Source organism: Limibacter armeniacum (genome assembly GCF_036880985.1).
GTDB lineage: Bacteria > Bacteroidota > Bacteroidia > Cytophagales > Flammeovirgaceae > Limibacter > Limibacter armeniacum.
The window spans coordinates 1,113,236-1,131,652 of sequence record NZ_JBAJNO010000009.1; the positions used below are offsets into that span (position 1 = coordinate 1,113,236).

General features: G+C 39.3%; 14 protein-coding genes and 1 riboswitch. Of the genes, 7 read left to right on the plus strand and 7 right to left on the minus strand.

Annotated elements, in window-relative coordinates; all coding sequences use genetic code 11:
- Positions 1 to 196: 196 nt before the first annotated feature.
- Together V6R21_RS22330 and V6R21_RS22335 are read left to right on the plus strand one after the other, a co-directional pair.
- Positions 197 to 2,695: a DUF5686 and carboxypeptidase-like regulatory domain-containing protein gene (locus V6R21_RS22330; protein ID WP_334245759.1), complete on the plus strand. Its 2,499-nt coding sequence runs from the start codon at positions 197 to 199 to the stop codon at positions 2,693 to 2,695.
- Positions 2,696 to 2,853: 158 nt separating this feature from the next.
- The gene (locus V6R21_RS22335) at positions 2,854 to 5,187 is read left to right on the plus strand and encodes a GH92 family glycosyl hydrolase (protein ID WP_334245760.1); all 2,334 of its coding nucleotides are present in this window, start codon (positions 2,854 to 2,856) and stop codon (positions 5,185 to 5,187) included.
- Between the two features lie 54 nt (positions 5,188 to 5,241).
- Here the strand turns inward: V6R21_RS22335 and V6R21_RS22340 are convergent, their stop codons facing one another.
- From V6R21_RS22340 to V6R21_RS22365, 6 genes are all read right to left on the minus strand, one after another.
- Positions 5,242 to 6,186: a YeiH family protein gene (locus V6R21_RS22340; RefSeq protein ID WP_334245761.1), complete on the minus strand. Its 945-nt coding sequence runs from the start codon at positions 6,184 to 6,186 to the stop codon at positions 5,242 to 5,244.
- Between the two features lie 112 nt (positions 6,187 to 6,298).
- The gene (locus V6R21_RS22345) at positions 6,299 to 7,201 is read right to left on the minus strand and encodes a LysR family transcriptional regulator (RefSeq protein ID WP_334245762.1); all 903 of its coding nucleotides are present in this window, start codon (positions 7,199 to 7,201) and stop codon (positions 6,299 to 6,301) included.
- Positions 7,202 to 7,228: 27 nt separating this feature from the next.
- Entirely contained in the window at positions 7,229 to 7,570 is a 342-nt protein-coding gene (locus V6R21_RS22350) for a tRNA-binding protein (protein ID WP_334245763.1), read from the minus strand.
- A gap of 80 nt (positions 7,571 to 7,650) precedes the next feature.
- Positions 7,651 to 8,604 (minus strand): aldo/keto reductase, encoded by a 954-nt coding sequence (locus V6R21_RS22355; RefSeq protein WP_334245764.1) that lies wholly within the window; start codon positions 8,602 to 8,604, stop codon positions 7,651 to 7,653.
- Between the two features lie 364 nt (positions 8,605 to 8,968).
- On the minus strand, positions 8,969 to 10,147 hold the full coding sequence (locus V6R21_RS22360; protein WP_334245765.1) for a M20 metallopeptidase family protein: 1,179 nt from the start codon (positions 10,145 to 10,147) through the stop codon (positions 8,969 to 8,971).
- 142 nt (positions 10,148 to 10,289) lie between these two features.
- Positions 10,290 to 10,745 carry a hypothetical protein gene (locus V6R21_RS22365; protein WP_334245766.1) on the minus strand — a complete coding sequence of 152 codons (456 nt, stop codon included), beginning with the start codon at positions 10,743 to 10,745 and terminating at the stop codon, positions 10,290 to 10,292.
- Between the two features lie 464 nt (positions 10,746 to 11,209).
- Between V6R21_RS22365 and V6R21_RS22370 the strand changes: the two genes are divergently transcribed.
- From V6R21_RS22370 to V6R21_RS22390, 5 genes are all read left to right on the plus strand, one after another.
- Entirely contained in the window at positions 11,210 to 12,292 is a 1,083-nt protein-coding gene (locus tag V6R21_RS22370) for an FUSC family protein (protein ID WP_334245767.1), read from the plus strand.
- A gap of 113 nt (positions 12,293 to 12,405) precedes the next feature.
- Entirely contained in the window at positions 12,406 to 13,239 is an 834-nt protein-coding gene (locus tag V6R21_RS22375; RefSeq protein ID WP_334245768.1) for an MBL fold metallo-hydrolase, read from the plus strand.
- A 34-nt stretch (positions 13,240 to 13,273) separates the two neighbouring features.
- Positions 13,274 to 13,861: a DJ-1/PfpI family protein gene (locus V6R21_RS22380; protein ID WP_334245769.1), complete on the plus strand. Its 588-nt coding sequence runs from the start codon at positions 13,274 to 13,276 to the stop codon at positions 13,859 to 13,861.
- Between the two features lie 154 nt (positions 13,862 to 14,015).
- Positions 14,016 to 14,205: riboswitch (cobalamin riboswitch) on the plus strand.
- Positions 14,206 to 14,390: 185 nt separating this feature from the next.
- The gene (gene metE / locus V6R21_RS22385) at positions 14,391 to 16,703 is read left to right on the plus strand and encodes a 5-methyltetrahydropteroyltriglutamate--homocysteine S-methyltransferase (protein ID WP_334245770.1); all 2,313 of its coding nucleotides are present in this window, start codon (positions 14,391 to 14,393) and stop codon (positions 16,701 to 16,703) included.
- Positions 16,704 to 16,829: 126 nt separating this feature from the next.
- Positions 16,830 to 17,216, plus strand: coding sequence for an acyl-CoA thioesterase (locus V6R21_RS22390; protein WP_334245771.1), 387 nt, complete (start codon positions 16,830 to 16,832; stop codon positions 17,214 to 17,216).
- 156 nt (positions 17,217 to 17,372) lie between these two features.
- Here the strand turns inward: V6R21_RS22390 and V6R21_RS22395 are convergent, their stop codons facing one another.
- The gene (locus V6R21_RS22395) at positions 17,373 to 18,335 is read right to left on the minus strand and encodes a calcium/sodium antiporter (RefSeq protein WP_334245772.1); all 963 of its coding nucleotides are present in this window, start codon (positions 18,333 to 18,335) and stop codon (positions 17,373 to 17,375) included.
- Between the last annotated feature and the right edge of the window lie 82 nt (positions 18,336 to 18,417).

The window sequence follows — 18,417 nt, forward strand, 5'->3', positions numbered from 1 at the left end:
ATATATTACAATCCTCTATTAACCAATTGAATAATCATTCAATAATACGTTTTAGGTATTTTTAACCGTTATCTCTAGCTAAACTTTTTTAACCATATTTCGTTTCATTTTCGTTACAAAGAATTGATCTAATAAATCCATTGCGATCACGGTTATAGCGATCAGCTAAGTTTTCAATAAGTTTTAACCAACTTCAATGAAGATACAGAAATCCGTTTTTGCATTATTGGTACTACTGTTTTCTCGACATGTCTACGGACAGGATTTTTTGATAAAAGGTAAAGTATCAGATGCAGAGACTAAAGAAGGGATTCCTTTTGCGAACGTCTTCCTCAAAGGCAGCACAAAGGGAACCACTACCGACTTGGACGGTAATTACATCTTACAAACCACCCATACGGCAGACTCTCTAGTCGCCTCATATATTGGTTATCAATCAAAAAGCATAGCGCTTACAAAGGGAAAAAGCAACCAGACCATTGACTTTGAGCTGAATTCTACTGCTTTAAGCTTGAATGAGGTAGTTGTAACTCGCAAAGGGTATGAAAATCCTGCTTGGGATGTAATTGAGAATGTACTCAAGCACAGAAATGAAAATGACTTGAATAAGCTAAAGGCATTTCAGTTTCAGTCATATACCCGTAACGAAATTTACGTCAACAACCTGACGGATAAACTTCGGAATAACCGCACAATCAAACAGATGATTGAAGTGGCTGAACACCATACTGGTACCGACTCAGCTACATCCTTGCCTTTGTTTATTTCGGAGTCAGTTTCTGATATGTACTTTATCAATAATCCTAAAAAGCGGACTGAACACGTACAGAAAACCCGTATGTCAGGCTTGGGCGTAGAGGATGGTTCTGTACTCTCTCAACTTACAGGCGCTGCTTTTCAGGATTATAACTTTTACGATAACTGGGTAAGCATTCTCCAAAAAGGTTTTATTTCCCCAATTGCCTCTGGGTGGAAAGGTTTCTATGAATACGAGCTTGAACTCCAGATGCACGATCTGGATGGTATTCCATGTTATAAGATCACCTTTGAACCTAAAAGGAAAGAAGACCTGGCCTTTACAGGTACTATGTGGATCACGGATGAAGCACATGGTTATGCGCTAAAGAAAATTGATGCTAAAGTCAGTGAGTCTGCCAATATCAACTTTGTAGAAGGCATTGAGATTCAGCAGGAGCTGATACAACCTGAAAAAGGGAGTGCTTGGTTACCGAAAAACACAAGGATAAAAATACAAGCCAAAAACCTCAACGACAGATGGGGTGGGCTATTGGTTGATACCAAAGTGGCTAACCAAAACTTTATCGTCAACCAAGAAAAACCATCCACCTTCTACCTTCAGGATATCATCATTGAGAAAGATGCAAATGACCCTGCAGAAGAAACCTATTGGAGCAGCAGCAGACCTGATCCACTTACGGAAGAAGAACAACAGGTAATTAATACTGTTGAGTCTATCAAGACATTGCCAAGGGTAAAAAACCTAGTCAATGTACTTGATATTGCCTTTAATGGCTATATCAATGTTGGTAAGATCGATTTGGGTACATACACCCATGTTTATGCCAATAATGACATAGAAAAGCACCGTTTCAGACTTGGAGCCACTACCAACGTGGATTTCAGTACCAAATATGTACTGGCAGGTTATTTAGGGTATGGTACGGGAGACAACAAGCTCAAGTACAATATGACCTTCCGTTATATTGCCAACAGAATCAAGTGGACTCAATTTGGTTTTATGCATCAGTATGACCTACAGCGTGTCGGTATCTTTGATGATGACCTAAACCAGGACCCTGCTTTTATGGCTGCCACCAGATGGGGCGAACAAACACAAGCTTATTATAATGAGCTATCTAGGTTTTGGTTCCAAACCGACCTAACGAAAGGTGTTACAGCAAAAGTTACTTTAAGAAGAAGCTCTTTTGATCCTGCTTTTGACTTTGAATACAGCCTTGACCCTGAAAAACCAGAACTAAGTGGTAGCAACTATGTAAATGCAGAAGTAGTTGGTGAGCTAAAGATTGCTCCAGGTCATAAGATGTTTTATACAGAGTACAATACCCGCGCTGTATTCACTACAGATGACAGACCTGCGCTAACGTTACGTTATTCTTATGGAATCCCTAACCTATTGGGAAGTCAGTTTGAATACCAAAAATTCTATGCTGGTATTGACCACTCTTTCCGTATGGGGCGCTTTGGTAAAACCAGCTATCAGCTGTCTGGTACTTACATTCCTGATGTACTGCCTTATCCAATGCTTGGAGTACATTTGGGCAATGAGCTTCCTGTATTTTACAATGCATATGCCTTTAACCTGATGAACTTTATGGAATTTGTCAGTGACCAATATGCATCACTCAATCTGGAGCATCATTTTGAAGGTCTCATTGCCAACAGAATTCCAATATTAAATAAACTAAATGTTAGGTTATTTGCCACTTCCAGAATCCTATACGGTTCACTGAGTGACGAAAATAAAGCCGCTATTCTGTCTGACATTCCTGAAGACCACTTAAAAAGTCTGAATGGAGAGCCATATGCAGAAGTTGGTTATGGAATGGAAAATATCTTTAAGATTATACGGGTTGACTTTGTCCATAGACTTACCCACACTGATGGTCATGCCCCAGAGTTTGCTATCAAGATATCAGGTCAGCTAAGCCTATAATTTTTATTTAAAAACTATTTCAAAGCCCAATCATGATAAATGATTGGGCTTTGTTTTTATGGAAATAGCACTATTCTTTATTTTATTTGGATAATTATTGAGTTTACAGTGTAATCATTCAACAACTCTACTTTTCAACCAACATCAATTCTGATTAAATGAAACGAGTTTTACTTTTCTCATTCGTACTCTTTACATGTTTATCATGTCAAAAGAATACGTCTCAAATATCGCCTTCTGCCACATCGAGCCAGACAGATTATACACAGTATGTAAATCCTTTTATTGGAACAAGTAAGATGGGACATACCTTTCCAGGGGCAACAGCGCCATTCGGGATGGTTCAGCTAAGTCCTCAAACCAACTTTGAGGTAATGTTCAAGGAAGATGGCAGCTACAATTCCACAACCTACGAATACTGTGCGGGCTATCAGCATAAAGATTCGACCATTTTAGGATTTGCCCATACCAGCTTCAGTGGTACAGGACATTCAGACTTAGGTGATTTTCTGGTAATGCCTACCACAGGTGACCTGATTCTTGATCCACTGGAAACTGAAACAGGTAAAAAAGGATTCTACTCTACTTTCTCTCATGACAAAGAAGAAGCCTCACCAGGCTACTATAAAGTCAAACTGGACAGTTATGGCATTACTGCTGAGCTGACTTCCACTGAACGTGTCGGATATCACAGATATACCTTCCCACAATCCGATAATGCCCACATCCTATTGGATCTTGTATACAATATATACCATCACGACAACAAGAATGTATGGACATTTATCCGTGTAGAAAATGACTCAACCGTTACGGGTTACAGACAGACAAAAGGCTGGGCTCGTACCAGAAAAGTTTATTTTGCCATGCACTTCTCTAAACCATTCAAGAGTTATGGGCATAAGAAATATGATAAGGTAACTTACAACGGGTTCTACAGAAGGTTTAATGAAACGGAAAATTTCCCTGAAATGGCAGGAAAAGACATCCGAGCATATTTCAATTTTGATACAGAGCAAAATGAGGAAATTGAAGTAAAGTTTGCGCTTTCTTCAGTAAGTACAGAAGGTGCCTTGAAAAACCTGAATGCTGAAATACCTCACTGGGACTTTGAGAAAACAAGGGAAGAAACAAAACAGCAATGGAATAAAGAGCTATCCAAAATAGAAGCTGAAACCATCACAGAAAAAGAGAAGACAACTTTTTATACAGCTTTGTATCATACTATGCTTAGCCCCACTATTTACGAAGATGTCGATGGACAGTATATGGGACTGGATCAAAATGTCCACACTTCCGAAGGATTTACCAACTACACTACTTTTTCGCTATGGGATACTTACAGGGCATTACACCCACTGTTCAATGTGCTTCAACCAAAGCGTAACAATGATATGATCAAATCCATGTTGGCACACCATGACCAAAGTGTACACCATATGCTCCCTATTTGGAGTCATTATGCCAACGAAAACTGGTGTATGATCGGTTACCATGCTACTTCAGTAATTGCCGATGCCATCTCCAAAGATGTAGGAGATTTCGATAGACAAAAAGCCTTACAAGCTTCAGTCAATACGGCAAAGGTTCCATACTTTGATGGAGTAGGCGATTATATGGAATACCACTTTGTTCCTGATGATAAGAGCCATTCATCTGTATCCAAAACATTGGAATATGCCTATAATGATTGGTGTATTGCCCAAATGGCTAAGAGTGTAGGTGACAATAAGACAAAAGAGGAATTTTTGGGTCGATCAGAATATTACAATAATGTTTATGATCCAAAAATTGGGTATATGCGTCCAAAATTATCCAATGGACAATTCAAGGAAGGATTTGATCCGCTTGATACCTATGGACAGGGTTTTATAGAGGGAAATGCATGGAACTATGGACTGTACGTTCCTCATCAGCTCGACAAGATGGTTGCGATGATGGGTGGCAAAGCACAGCTTAGCCAACACTTGGACTCACTATTTTCAATGGAGCTTGCGGATAAGTACATTGAAAACCATGAGGACATTACCCGAGATGGCATAATTGGTATTTATGTACATGGCAATGAACCAGGACACCACATCCCATACCTATATAACTGGACTGGTGACACTCACAAGACGCAAGCACGTGTAAGGATGATTATGGATACCATGTATGGTCCGACAGTTGATGGACTTTGTGGCAATGATGATGCGGGACAAATGAGTGCTTGGTATATTTTCAGCAGCTTGGGTTTCTACCCAGTTACGCCAGGATCAGGTGAATATGCTGTAGGAAGTCCATCACTGAAGGCAGCTACAATACATTTGGAAAATGGAAAGGTGCTTAAAGTCAAAGCAACAAACCAAAGTAAGGACAATGTTTATGTAGATAAGGTTATAGTAAATGGTAAAACATTGGACGGATTCGTTTTGCCACATTCCGATATCAAACAAGGTGGTGAAATTGAATTTATCATGAGTAACTCACCTAAAAAAAGAGGTGCCTAAATTCTCAGAAAAAAATATACAAGAAAGCCTGCTAACTACTAGCAGGCTTTTTTATTATATCATTACACCGACCAAAGACAAGGCTGATACAGTCACCCACAATACTACCCCCATCAATATTGGCTTCCAGCCCGTCTCTCCTACTACTTTAGGAGATAGCCCCAATCCAATCAGAAAGAGTGAAACGACTAACCCTTTTTTAGCGATCATTACAATCAGAGGCGAGACAATATGAATAGAAGGAAAGAAAGTACTGACCAACATGGCAATGACAAAGAAGAATATAAAATAGGGTATACTCACCTTACGATTACTTTCCTTATTCCCTTTTACTATAAATGTCGAAATAAAAGCAACTGGAATAATCCATAAAGCCCTAGCCAACTTGACAGTAGTGGCGACTTTCAACGCCTCTTCCCCATAGATACTAGCTGCACCTACTACAGCACTTGTATCATGAATAGCGATCGCAGACCAAGTGCCAAACTGTTGTTGAGAAAGAGAGAATAAGTGTCCTATATAAGGAAAAACAAACAGTGCTATGGCATTCAGAATAAATACTGTACCCAACGCAATTGACATTTGCTCTTTCTTCGCATCTATACAAGGTCCTGTTGCGGCAATGGCACTACCTCCACATATAGCAGTACCAGCACTTATCAAGTACCCCACCTTGAAATCTACCTTCAACCATTTGGCTAGCAATATTCCAGAAAGCAACGTCAATACGACTGAAACCAAAATCATCACAAAACCTGATTGCCCTGCCTTTAAGGCCACAAAAAGGTTCTGACCAAACCCCAACCCCACAACTGAATACTGCAAAAGTTGCTTACTTAGTTTAGCTGAAAGCGATTCGAATGGATTACTGAAGAAAAAGGCAATCAACACACCCAAAAAAAGTGCAATAGGTGCAGAACCCCAAGGAGATAGGCAACAACAGATAGAAATCCCTATCATTAAGAATGAAACCGGACGGCTGGCAGTAATAGCTTTCATAAGATAGTTTGTCAGTTATTTGCATTAGCACTTATGACAAAACTAAGTCTATGAACTTCTATTACCAATAGTAATTATTCATAGTTTATAACTAAAAGTTATAATGCGACGATCAACCAAATTGATGATAATACTGTAAATACTTGAGTAACTGAGCAGCCATACCATGAGGAGCGGGTCCTTGTGGATAAATGACATAAAACATCCGGTTGATATCCAATCCTTCTACATCCAATATTTTTAAGCTTCCAGCCTTAATGTCCATCATAACAGAAGGAACAGAAAAGAACCCAATGCTATCAGTCGTCTTGACAAAAGTTTTGATAGCTTCTGTACTGTCAAGTTGCATGACAATATTCATATCAACAACCCTTAACCCTAATTGCTTTTCGAGCTCCTGCTCCAAAATATCCAAAGTTCCAGATCCCTTCTCCCTTAAGATTACAGGCATTGTTTTTAACTGATCAACATTCAGGGTATCTAGTTGTGCATATTTCCCTTCGGCATTTACCAACACAGCTATCTCATCTCTTATGATAGGTTCATAATGTAGGTTCCTGTTGTTAGGAAGACCTTCTACAATTCCGAAATCTATCTCTCCCCTTATCAGCTTTTCCTGCACCTGCTGGGTGTTGCCACTTTCCACTTTCACTTTTACATCAGGATGCTTTTTGTAAAAATGCGCCAATGCAAAAGGCAGGATATATTGGGCTATCGTGGTACTGGCCCCTACTCGCAATGAACCTGAAAAACGTTGTCGAATATCACTCAATTCCAACTCCAAAGACTGCTGAAGTGCAACTCCTTTATGATAATACGCCAACACCAACTTTCCAGCTTCTGTCAATGCTATAAATTGTCCTTTTCTGTCTACCAGTCTTACTTCTAATTCTTTTTCAAGCTCTTTTACCTGTTTAGTTACAGCAGGCTGTGAAATTTCCAGCTGCATGGCTGCCTTCGTAAAACTCCCATGTTCTGCCACAGCTGCAAAAACGACTATTCTGTGATGAAGCATTTGGTTGTCAATTATAAAAAATAGTTATCACCCAACTCTTAATCCATTTGGTACAGGTCGCTCCGGTTGCAACAATGTTACCTCTCCAGCTTCTCCAACAGCCCCCAATACAAGACATTCACTCATAATATTGGCAATCTGCTTAGGCGGAAAATTGACAACTGCAATCACCTGCTTACCTATCAGTTTTTCTGGTTGATAAAGCTTGGTGATTTGCGCTGAAGTTTTACGGATTCCCAATTCTTCTCCAAAATCTACCTGTAACTTCAGTGCTGGATTTCTGGCTTTTTCAAAAACCTCAGCTTCCATTACAGTTCCTACCCTCATTTCTACTCTAGCAAATTCACTCCAACTTAAATGCTCTTCCATGACCTTCATTTTTAAGTAAAAAAATATCCCGCTGGCCTCACCAACGGGATGATTTCTTGTATCAATATAAAAAGAGATGATTATACATCCCAAAGATTTTCCATAGAATAAGAGGAACCTTCCATCGCCCAAAATGAGCCATCAATAAAACGATAACCTTTATCCAAGGACGCTATCTGCTTCATGTCCTCTGCATCCAACTTTACATTGGCAGCCTCAAGATTCTGCTTCAGACGTTCTGGATTAACCGATTTTGGTATCACTGCTGTTCCTCTCTGTGCTGCCCAAGCAATCATTACTTGCGCTGCCGAACATTGGTGCTTATCTGCAATATTCAGCACCGTTTCATCTTTAAACAGGTTCGGTTCATTCTCTTTTTTCGCTTGTGCAGCTCTATCTTTAGACCCCAATGGAGAATAGGCTGTCATATGGATCTGGTTGCTTTTACAATAGTCAAAAAGCTCTAGCTGCTGCAAATAAGGGTGCGCTTCTACCTGATTCATCTCAGGCTTGACAGTAGCCTTACTCATAAGGTCTTCCAGCTTCTTCACACTAAAGTTGGACACGCCAATATGCCTTACCAACCCTGCTTCTACACATGCTTCCATCGCCTGCCAAGTCTCTATAATTGGCACCTGTTCCAGACTCAGGAAATCATCTGACTGACTTGGGAACTCAACTCCTTTCCGAAGTACAACAGGCCAGTGAATCAGGTAAAGGTTCAAATATTCCAGTTGTAGGTCATGCAAAGTCTTTTTCAAGGCAGGCATTACATCTTCTGGCTGATGTGCATTATTCCAGAGTTTGGAGGTAATCCAAAGCTCTTCCCTTTTGATGTTTCCTTCAGACAGCACCTTCAGAAATGCTTGCCCAATTTCAGTCTCATTCCCATAAATTGCTGCGCAATCGATATGCCTGTAACCGATTTTGAGTGCCTCCACTATTGCGTTGTAGACTTCTCCAGGTGAAGATTTCCACGTTCCCAATCCGATGGAAGGCATTTTGTCACCATTACTGAATTCTAGTTTTTCCATTTATATAGTTTAAATGTGATCGCTATGTTGAATTTCACACCAATTGATTTGACTAAAAAAAGTAATAACGCTCCATTTAAAGTTCCCTCACTGCCATAAGCTTCATTTAAATAAATTGTTATTAGACGATATTCAATCAATGTACACAAATTAGATAAAAATTGACACTGTTAGCGCCAATCCTATCACATGCCTTTTGTACTTACATATGGGTTTCTCTTCTCATATCAACCTCCGAAGTTTGACAATCATCTTTCATGTCACTAATGCTTCAACCTACAATTCATCTAAAGACAAATACTGAAACAGCACATTGACAGCTGTTAATGAGAAGAGAAATGATGAAGTAGTTAGTCAATTGCCATCAATTCTTGTTCAGAAAGTCCAAAGCCGTTTGTACAAACAAGGCTGTTCCCAATGGCATTGCATCTTCATTCAAAATCATCTTAGGGTGATGAAGCGAATAAATTTCTCCTTCACGTTCTATTTTGGTTCCAAGTAATGCAAAACAAGACGGTACTTGCCTAGCCATATAAGCAAAATCTTCACCTGCAAAAACAGGAGGAATCGCAATCACGCCTTGCTCTCCAAATACCTTTTGGGCTGACTGCCTAGTTTTAGCTGTCATCTCCACATGATTAAATGTTACAGGCACGCCATGTTTTATTGTAAAAATAGCTTCTGTATCGTGCATAGCTGCTGTCTGTTGGATAATTGCCTTTACCCTAGTGACTATCTTTTGATGGATTTCATCATCCAATGCCCTAATGGTTCCGGTCATCACTACTTCATCGGCAATGATATTGGGAGCAGAACCTCCATGAAATGTGGTCACACTTACCACACCACTTTCAGCAGGGTTTATATTTCTGGACACAACCGTTTGTAAGTTGTTGACAATCTGACTTGCTACTACAATGGCATCGATACCCAATTCTGGCGACGCTCCAGCGTGTGCCGATTTCCCTTTTACCCTGATTTCAAAAAAGTCAGCTGCAGCCAGTACAGGACCTTCTTTGATGCTTACGGCTCCCAAAGGCATTTGTGGAATCTGATGAATTGCCATCGCCGCATCTACGCCTTCAAGTACATTTTCCATCACCATTCGCTTTCCTCCTGACCACCCATCAGGGTCATCATAATTATGCTCTTCCGATGGTTGAAACAGAAACCTCACCTCACCTTGGAATGCTTCTTCTTTCAGGATTTTTGCGGCCCCCAACAACATTGCTGTATGACTGTCATGTCCACATGCATGCATTACCCCCTCTCTTTTTGAACTGTACTCCAAACCTGTTTCCTCTTCTATAGGAAGTGCATCAATATCGGCTCTTAAAGCGATACAAGGCCCATTTCCATTTTTTAGAGAGGCAACAATGCCTGTTTTGGCTTTCTCTTCAATTTGAGTAAACCCCATTGCTTCCAACTCTGATTTGATCAGTTTTTGGGTTTCAAACTCCTGATAACCTAATTCTGGATGCTGATGGATTCGTCTACGTATATCTGTGATATATTCCTTGATGGCAAATGCTTTATCTCTCATAGGATCGGGTTCTGTTATCTGTATTTTCCTGAATAAAAAAGTTATTGACTAACCTATAAAAAGGTTCTGATAAAATAAAACAGCTTCGCCTTTTAATAGACGAAGCTGCCATTGAAAATTTATGATATATCTATTCGACCAATTACAAAATCATATCTAAGATACCTAATTCTTCTCCTGCCAAAAATATTACGGTATTCAGGATTATACTCCAAGTAAAAGCACTTGCCAACATATACCAGAATATCTTGCTTTTCTTTTCACCAAAAGCAATAGCTACCAATGCTCCTCCAACTGGAGTCAACAGCACTGGCGTAAGAAATGCGACTCCCAACAACCCATGTTTTCTCCAAACAGTCACTATTTTTCTGTTACGTGGAGTAAACAACCTTCTACGTTTTTTCTTGTACATCCAAGCATAAAGCTTATTCCGGAACCGTGGTCCCAGAATTATCAGTAATAAGACGGTCATCATCATTCCAACTACTGTCAGGATGATTCCTTCCACCAAACTGAAACCTAATGTTAAACTGGTTATTGGACCGAAAATAAACTTGAACATACTCAATGAGATAACAAGCAGATACTTCGAAATCATTTGCATCATATTCTGGTTGACTGTTAGTAGCTAGGCTCTAGTTAAAGCCATACAATCACAACAAACTGATTGTGGATAAAAATTCATATCAAGCACTGACCAACGTGCTAAAGTTTGGTAAATTTACTTAGAGAGTTTAAAAAACTTACGGTTGATACTGGTACTTGCGAACAAAGAACTGAAAAGGTGTCGAATTATCAAAGGTCAATAAGAAACGTAAACACCTTAAAAAATAGGATTCCTACACCTCTTGGTACCATTCCAATATATCACTATAAAGATTCGCTCCTCCACCTTAAAAACCCCTTGGTTACCTATAGCATTTTACTCGCCCAATTATATCAACATTCTAATAAACAATTTAAACCTTAAAGAGTTATTTATAGTTGTTAAAATGTACATGCAGCCCCTCTTATACGAGCATATACATGACATAAAAAGCAGAACTAAGGTATTTTTGAGATATGGAGATTAAGGAGACGATTAACAAGGAATTAAAGCTTTTGGTGGCATTTAAAGAAAGTAAAAGAAACTGGCACATTCCTCTTCTAGCCGCCATATGTCTCGGAACTCCACTTCTCATAGGACTATATTTTGACAACCTACAAAATGGCCTGTTTGCCTGCCTTAGTGGTATGGTCATCCTATACCTTCCTACTTCCGGCTCTCTTACCAACCGAATGATCACCATATTGGTCAGCTCATTTGGTTTCATGGTGTCATTTACAATTGGTCTTATTTTCAGCTTCAACCCCATTGTATCTGCCTTGATATTTGGCTTGTACTCCATAACCATACACTGGATTGTTCTTTACTATAAGACCTCGCCTCCTGGTAGCTTTTTCTTTATCCTGATTGCAGCAATGTCGAGCTGTCAACCATTTGATCTTTCGGCTATCCCTGTAAAAGCTGGACTTATCGGGTTAGGCACCATGTATACATGCCTATTGGCACTTATTTATACCTTAGTCACCACCAAAAACACTTCTTCCACAAAAATCACCCCTGTACTCAAGAAAAATAATTATGCTGATTTTGTAGAAGCCCTAATTGTGGGTGGTTTTATGGCCATAGCTTTGTCTTTAGGACACCTATTGAAGTTTAGCAATCCTTACTGGATTCCAATCTCATGCGCAGCTGTTATGCAAGGCGCTTCATTGCACCATATTTGGCAAAGGACAATGCAACGTATTACAGGCACATTTATCGGATTAGCACTTTGCTGGGGATTATTAAGTCTAATAGACGCACCATTGAGTATATGCATTACCATTATAATTCTCCAGTTTATCATTGAGATGCTAGTCGTAAGGCAATATGCACTGGCTGTTATTTTTATTACACCTTTGACGGTTTTACTAGCAGAAGCAGCTAATCCATTGATTCAGGACTCCAATGCATTGATTGCTTTAAGATTTTGGGAGATAACAATTGGTAGTATCTTAGGTACTGTTGGCGGATGGGTCCTTTATAAAGAAAAGATTCGTTATGCCAGTATTCGTGGGGTTCAAAAACTACATCTTGGTGTAAAGAAAAAAATTAAGTAAGCAGCTCTAAATAATATAACCAGAGAAGCATTGGTAAATGCATATTTTAATTTCCTACATGGGTCAGAATTCCGTATCATGTAGTGAATCATCAATGAATACCGAAATCATATATGAAACTTACTACGCTTCTCACTGGACTTTTTTTATTACTCTCATTCGCGGCCTCCTCTCAAGAGATCAAAACCTATAAGGCTAAAGAAAACCTTTACCTTGTTGGAGACAGAACATTCTCACTTTTCTACATTACAGATGAAGGCGTTGTCGTAATTGATCCTATTGATGAACGACATGCCACTGCCACAATGGAGGCAATTAAAAAGGTTACTGACAAGCCTGTAACCCATTTGATTTACAGCCATAATCATTGGGATCATATTAGTGGTGGTGAAATTTTTAAAAGTCAAGGAGCTTCTATTATCAGCCATCAGAAAGCAGCAGAAGACATTCCTGAAAATGACAATGTTGTCATGCCTGATACTACATGGTCTGGTGAAAAATATACACTAAAGGCAGGTGAAAAAAGTATCGAATGCTACTACTTTGGGGCAAATCACGGCAGTGGAATGACCACATTCCGGTTTCCCGAACACAATGCTATTTTCAGTATTGATTTAGTTGTTCCTGACCGTGTTTTATATGCATACTTACCTGATGCCAAACCAAAAAAATGGGTTCAATCACTAGCTGAAATACAACAACTCGATTTCGATGAGGTTTATATGGCACACGTAAGACCAATTGGAAAAAGAGAAGACATCACGCTCTTGCAGCAGTACTTTACTGATTTATATTTAGCTGTAGATAAAGAATTGAGTAATGGTACTCCTTTTTTTGATATCCCGAAGACTGTTAGCTTACCTCAGTACAAGCACCTCAAAAATTATGATGAGTGGCTTCCTCTAAACGTATGGAGGATACTGATGGAAAAGTCTATCGGTCAATAGTTATTTTTTCACTATAAACTTTTCCATTTTAAACATGACTCCTATTCAAGTTGGCATCCTTCTTTTTGAAGAAATTGAAGTATTGGATTTTGCAGGTCCGTTCGAAGTTTTTTCCCTCGCTGAAAAAAATAACACTAAGCTTTTCAATGTCCACACAATTGGTGAATCAGAAAGTGTAATCCATGCAAGGAATGGCCTTAAAGTAGTCCCCAATTTCAACATACAAAATCATCCAAAACTCGACATTTTAATTATTCCGGGCGGATATGGAGCTGAAGAAATTACTATAAAAAACAATACTATACTGAATTGGATAAAAGACCAGTATCAAAAAGTTGAAATAATGGCATCTGTATGTACTGGTGCTCTTTTATTGGCAGAGTGTGGAATTTTGGATTACAAAAAGGCAACGACACATTGGATGGATATAGATAGGCTAGAAAATGAATACCCCAATGTTACAGCTGTACGAAACACAAAATTTGTAGATGAAGGAAACCTGATTACTTCAGGTGGAATTTCGGCCGGAATCAACATGTCCTTTCACTTAGTGAAAAAGCTATTCGACCATGAAACTGCTGAACTGCTGGCGAAGAGAATGGTGTATGATATTGAATTATAATTTCAGAGTCTCTTTATCTTCACATGTAAATAACTTAAAATTTAAAACTTCTGACTGAAAGTAGGTTACCTATCAAATCATCAAATAAACCCTAATTATTTTCAATACTTAAAAGTAAAATACCTAACTTTCTTGCCAGAAAGTTCTTTATGTAATTTCATCAAACGGAAAAGGTTACGCTTAGCTGTGTATTAATAGGGAATCTGGTGTAAATCCAGAACTGTCGCGCAACTGTAAGTAACATAAAAGGCTTTTGCCCTTGTGATCCACTGTTCATTTTATGAATGGGAAGGACGGTAAAAGCTGTTATAAGTCAGGAGACCTGCCTATTCCGCTATGACTTTGCTTTCGCGATTTGAAGCTTTAGGTCAGGTCTGGTGTATTTTTTAAGCAAGACATAGGATTACTGTGTTTTGTTGATACTTCAGCACGTCCTTTTCTCTCCTAATTTCTTCAATTTCGTGTTTTGCAAAGCAGAAATTCTGCAATGAGCTTTTAACTAAAATTCAATCCTTAAAAGTTAAAAGAAATGCAAACACACATTCTTGGCTATCCGCGCATTGGTAGCAAAAGAGAACTCAAAAAAGCCTGCGAACAATACTGGTCAGGCAAAATTTCAGCCACTGACCTTATCGAATCAGGTCATACGATCCGGAAACAAAACTGGCAGTTACAAAAGGAAGCTGGCATAGACCTTATCCCATCCAACGACTTCTCTTTTTATGATCAGGTTTTGGATATGACATTAACTGTCAATGCTATTCCTAACCGCTATAAAGAAGTGGTTGGAGCCAAACCTCTCGACCTCTATTTTGCCATGGCAAGAGGCTACCAAAAAGATGGGGTAGATATAACAGCGATGGAAATGACAAAATGGTTTGACACCAACTACCATTACATCGTTCCTGAATTCAAGAAAGACCAAGAATTTCAGTTGCTATCCACTAAAATCATTGATGAATTTTCGGAAGCAAAAAAAATCGGAATTTTAACCAAACCTGTACTGCTAGGACCAGTTTCATACCTGCTTCTCGGTAAAGAGAAAGAGGAAGGTTTTCACCGAATTGAACTTATTCATAAACTCCTGCCTGTTTACCTTGAGATACTCACTCAACTACAGACTCTCGGTGCTGAATGGGTACAATTTGATGAACCATTCTTGGCTTTGGACCTAAGCAATTATGAAAAAGAAGTGCTTTTGGGTACTTACCGTACAATTCAAAAAGAGTTTCCTCAGCTAAAAACAATCATTGCGACTTACTTTGACGGTCTCAAAGATAATTTAGCACTGGCTACATCACTACCTGCATGTGCTTTGCATATTGATTTGGTAAGAAGTCCTGAACAACTCACTGAAGTATTACAGCAAGCACCTAAAGACCTCAGCATTTCATTGGGGATAATTGATGGTAGAAATATTTGGAAAAACAACTTCCAAAACTCTTTAGAAAAGATACAGCTCGCTGTTGATAAGCTGGGCAGTGACCGAGTTATGATTGCTCCAAGCTGTTCTCTTCTACATTCCCCTTGTGATTTAGAATTGGAAACAAACGAAGCTGTTCTAACTTCTGAGATCAAGAATTGGCTGGCTTTTGCCAAACAAAAAGTAGATGAAGTTGCTACCCTTAAGCAACTGGCAGAAGGCAATAATGATGAATCAATCATTGCTAAGCTACAAGCTAATATCGCTGCCAATGCAAGTCGTAAGACATCTACTCTTATCCACAACAATGCTGTTAAGGAAAGGGTAAATGCCATCACAGAAGCAGATGCCAAAAGAATAAATCCATATTCTGTTCGCCAAAAGACACAAGACAAAATTTTAGGACTGCCACTTTACCCGACTACCACCATAGGTTCATTCCCTCAAACGAAAGAAGTCCGCACTTGGAGGTCTAAGTTCAAGAAAGGTGAGATTACTACAGAGGAATATAATGCACTACTCAAAGCTGAAACAGAGACCGCAATCCGTTGGCAAGAGGAGATTGATATGGATGTTTTGGTACATGGAGAGTTTGAGAGAAATGACATGGTTGAATACTTCGGTGAGCAACTGGATGGCTTTGCTTTCACTCAAAATGGTTGGGTGCAAAGTTACGGTAGCCGTTGTGTAAAACCCCCAATCATTTATGGAGATGTGCAGCGTCCAACTGCTATGACTGTCGAATGGAGTGCTTATGCTCAGAGCCTCACTGAAAAGCTAGTAAAAGGAATGTTGACAGGACCTGTAACCATACTTCAGTGGAGCTTTGTACGTGATGACCAGCCTAGATCTGTTACCTGTAACCAAATAGCCTTCGCTATTAGGGATGAAGTGAGTGACTTGGAAAAAGCGGGGATCAAGATCATACAAATTGATGAACCGGCAATCCGTGAAGGTCTTCCTCTTCGCAAGGATGATTGGCAAACGTACTTACAGTGGGCTATTAAAGCGTTCCGAATTTCTTCAACTGGCGTTGAAGACGAAACACAAATCCACACTCATATGTGTTATTCAGAATTCAATGATATCATACAGAATATTGCGGATATGGATGCTGATGTCATTACGATTGAGTGCTCCCGTTCTCAGATGGAGTTACTGGATGCTTTTGTTCAGTTCAACTATCCAAATGAGATTGGACCAGGAGTATATGATATACACTCGCCTCGTGTACCAAGTAAGGAGGAAATGGTAGCGCTGCTTGAAAAAGCCAAGGCGGTTATCCCTGAGAGAAACCTTTGGGTAAATCCTGATTGTGGACTAAAAACTCGTCATTGGGAAGAAACGAAAAAAGCATTGACCGAGATGGTTGAAGCTGCCAAAGTACTTAGAAGCAAGGTTAAGGAAAGTGTTGCCTAATAACACGTCTATTTTTAACCCAGATTGGAATATTGCCCTTCACCTGACGACTCCAATATGTCAGGTGGGGCAGTATTTTTTCAACCAACTAACATAACAAGCAAACTGTATAAACTTACTACTCCAATGACATTAGAACAACGCATAGCGCAATCTGAAACAAGAATTTTCAAAGCTGTATTTCCAAGTACCACAAATCATTATGATACGCTATTTGGCGGTACTGCCATGCAACTGATGGATGAAACAGCCTTTATTACAGCAACACGGTTTAGCCGTCAGCGAATGGTTACTGTCAGCAGTAACAGGATTGACTTCGAGAAACCAATTCCTTCAGGAACCATCATCGAGCTACATGGGAAGGTGGACTATATTGGTAATACCAGTTTAAAGGTACAGGTTGATATTTATATTGAACAGATGTATTCGGAATTCAGAGAAAAAGCTATCAGCGGTGAGTTTACATTTGTCGCAATTGATGAAAACAAGCAACCTGTAGCAATTTTAAAATAAAGGTTTCTTACTTACTTATACCTAACTCAAGGGTTATCTGTCCTCATTCGATGGATTATCTGTGTTAAGCTCTAAAAGTAAAAATCCACTGAAATGAAACCTCTATGGCTCACTTCAGTGGATTTAAATTATGATATGCTAACTAACTCCCTATGATTATTGAGGGAACAGTGTATATGTATAAACTAAGTATGCTGCCAAAAGTATAAAACCATCCAATCTGCTCAGTAACTTTCCTTTCAACATCAGAACCATTACAAGGAATGTTATTCCAAGCATCACAGGCATATCTGTAAAAGTAATCGCCTGACTGATATTGATATTGGTAACCATACTTGTAAAGCCCAAGATTGACAATACATTAAAGATGTTTGAACCAAGAAGGTTACCAACAGCCAGATCTGTATTGCGTTTTATGGCAGCCATCACCGAAGTTACCAACTCTGGCAAACTTGTTCCCAAAGCCAATACTACAATACCAATCACACGCTCATCAACACCTATATTAATAAAGATCTCTTTAGCCCCCCCTACAAACCAGTCAGAACCAAAGCTCAATGCACCAATACCAAATGCGATAAATGCGATATCCTTAACCCACGCAACTAAAGAGGTAGGGTCACTTTCATCTAAGCTGAATTCCTCCTCGGCTGCAAGCAGTGCTTTCTTATCATTATTGGCTTTTCTAAGAATAAAGACGAGGTAGATTATTAAAGCAGCTACCATCACCAGTCCCGTGAACTGATTGATACCACCAAACAAGACAGCGAAAACAAACAAGGTCAGCGAGCTCAACATGGTAACAGGCCAGTCGATCCTCATCGAATCCTTGTGTACCTCAATAGGATAAATCATTGCTGTCATGCCTAATACCAGTCCAAGGTTACAGATATTGGAACCTACTACATTACCAATAGCAAGGTCAGGACTGCCAGAGACAGCAGAATATAAGCTGATAAAAAGTTCAGGGGATGAAGTACCAAATGCAACAACAGTCAACCCGACAACCAAAGGTGAAATTTTCATTCTCAAGGCTATCTCCGTTGCACCTCTTACCAATAGTTCGCCTCCTAAGATCAGCGTGACTAAGCCTCCTAATAATTGAATAATACTCAGCATATTTAATGTTTATCCTTAAAATAAGGTACGGGGAATTTGTCTTTGAAAATCAAAAAAGCTTGCGCTTACAAGGTAGGGCTAT

What these genes read in the sequence shown, in the direction of transcription:
- V6R21_RS22345 (WP_334245762.1), bottom strand. Translation starts at nt 7,201, where the DNA reads ATGCTTCATCACAGAATAGTCGTTTTTGCAGCTGTGGCAGAACATGGG.
- metE (WP_334245770.1), top strand. Translation starts at nt 14,391, where the DNA reads ATGCAAACACACATTCTTGGCTATCCGCGCATTGGTAGCAAAAGAGAA.
- V6R21_RS22360 (WP_334245765.1), bottom strand. Translation starts at nt 10,147, where the DNA reads ATGAGAGATAAAGCATTTGCCATCAAGGAATATATCACAGATATACGT.
- V6R21_RS22355 (WP_334245764.1), bottom strand. Translation starts at nt 8,604, where the DNA reads ATGGAAAAACTAGAATTCAGTAATGGTGACAAAATGCCTTCCATCGGA.
- V6R21_RS22350 (WP_334245763.1), bottom strand. Translation starts at nt 7,570, where the DNA reads ATGGAAGAGCATTTAAGTTGGAGTGAATTTGCTAGAGTAGAAATGAGG.
- V6R21_RS22340 (WP_334245761.1), bottom strand. Translation starts at nt 6,186, where the DNA reads ATGAAAGCTATTACTGCCAGCCGTCCGGTTTCATTCTTAATGATAGGG.
- V6R21_RS22330 (WP_334245759.1), top strand. Translation starts at nt 197, where the DNA reads ATGAAGATACAGAAATCCGTTTTTGCATTATTGGTACTACTGTTTTCT.
- V6R21_RS22390 (WP_334245771.1), top strand. Translation starts at nt 16,830, where the DNA reads ATGACATTAGAACAACGCATAGCGCAATCTGAAACAAGAATTTTCAAA.
- V6R21_RS22335 (WP_334245760.1), top strand. Translation starts at nt 2,854, where the DNA reads ATGAAACGAGTTTTACTTTTCTCATTCGTACTCTTTACATGTTTATCA.
- V6R21_RS22380 (WP_334245769.1), top strand. Translation starts at nt 13,274, where the DNA reads ATGACTCCTATTCAAGTTGGCATCCTTCTTTTTGAAGAAATTGAAGTA.
- V6R21_RS22370 (WP_334245767.1), top strand. Translation starts at nt 11,210, where the DNA reads ATGGAGATTAAGGAGACGATTAACAAGGAATTAAAGCTTTTGGTGGCA.
- V6R21_RS22375 (WP_334245768.1), top strand. Translation starts at nt 12,406, where the DNA reads ATGAAACTTACTACGCTTCTCACTGGACTTTTTTTATTACTCTCATTC.
- V6R21_RS22365 (WP_334245766.1), bottom strand. Translation starts at nt 10,745, where the DNA reads ATGATTTCGAAGTATCTGCTTGTTATCTCATTGAGTATGTTCAAGTTT.
- V6R21_RS22395 (WP_334245772.1), bottom strand. Translation starts at nt 18,335, where the DNA reads ATGCTGAGTATTATTCAATTATTAGGAGGCTTAGTCACGCTGATCTTA.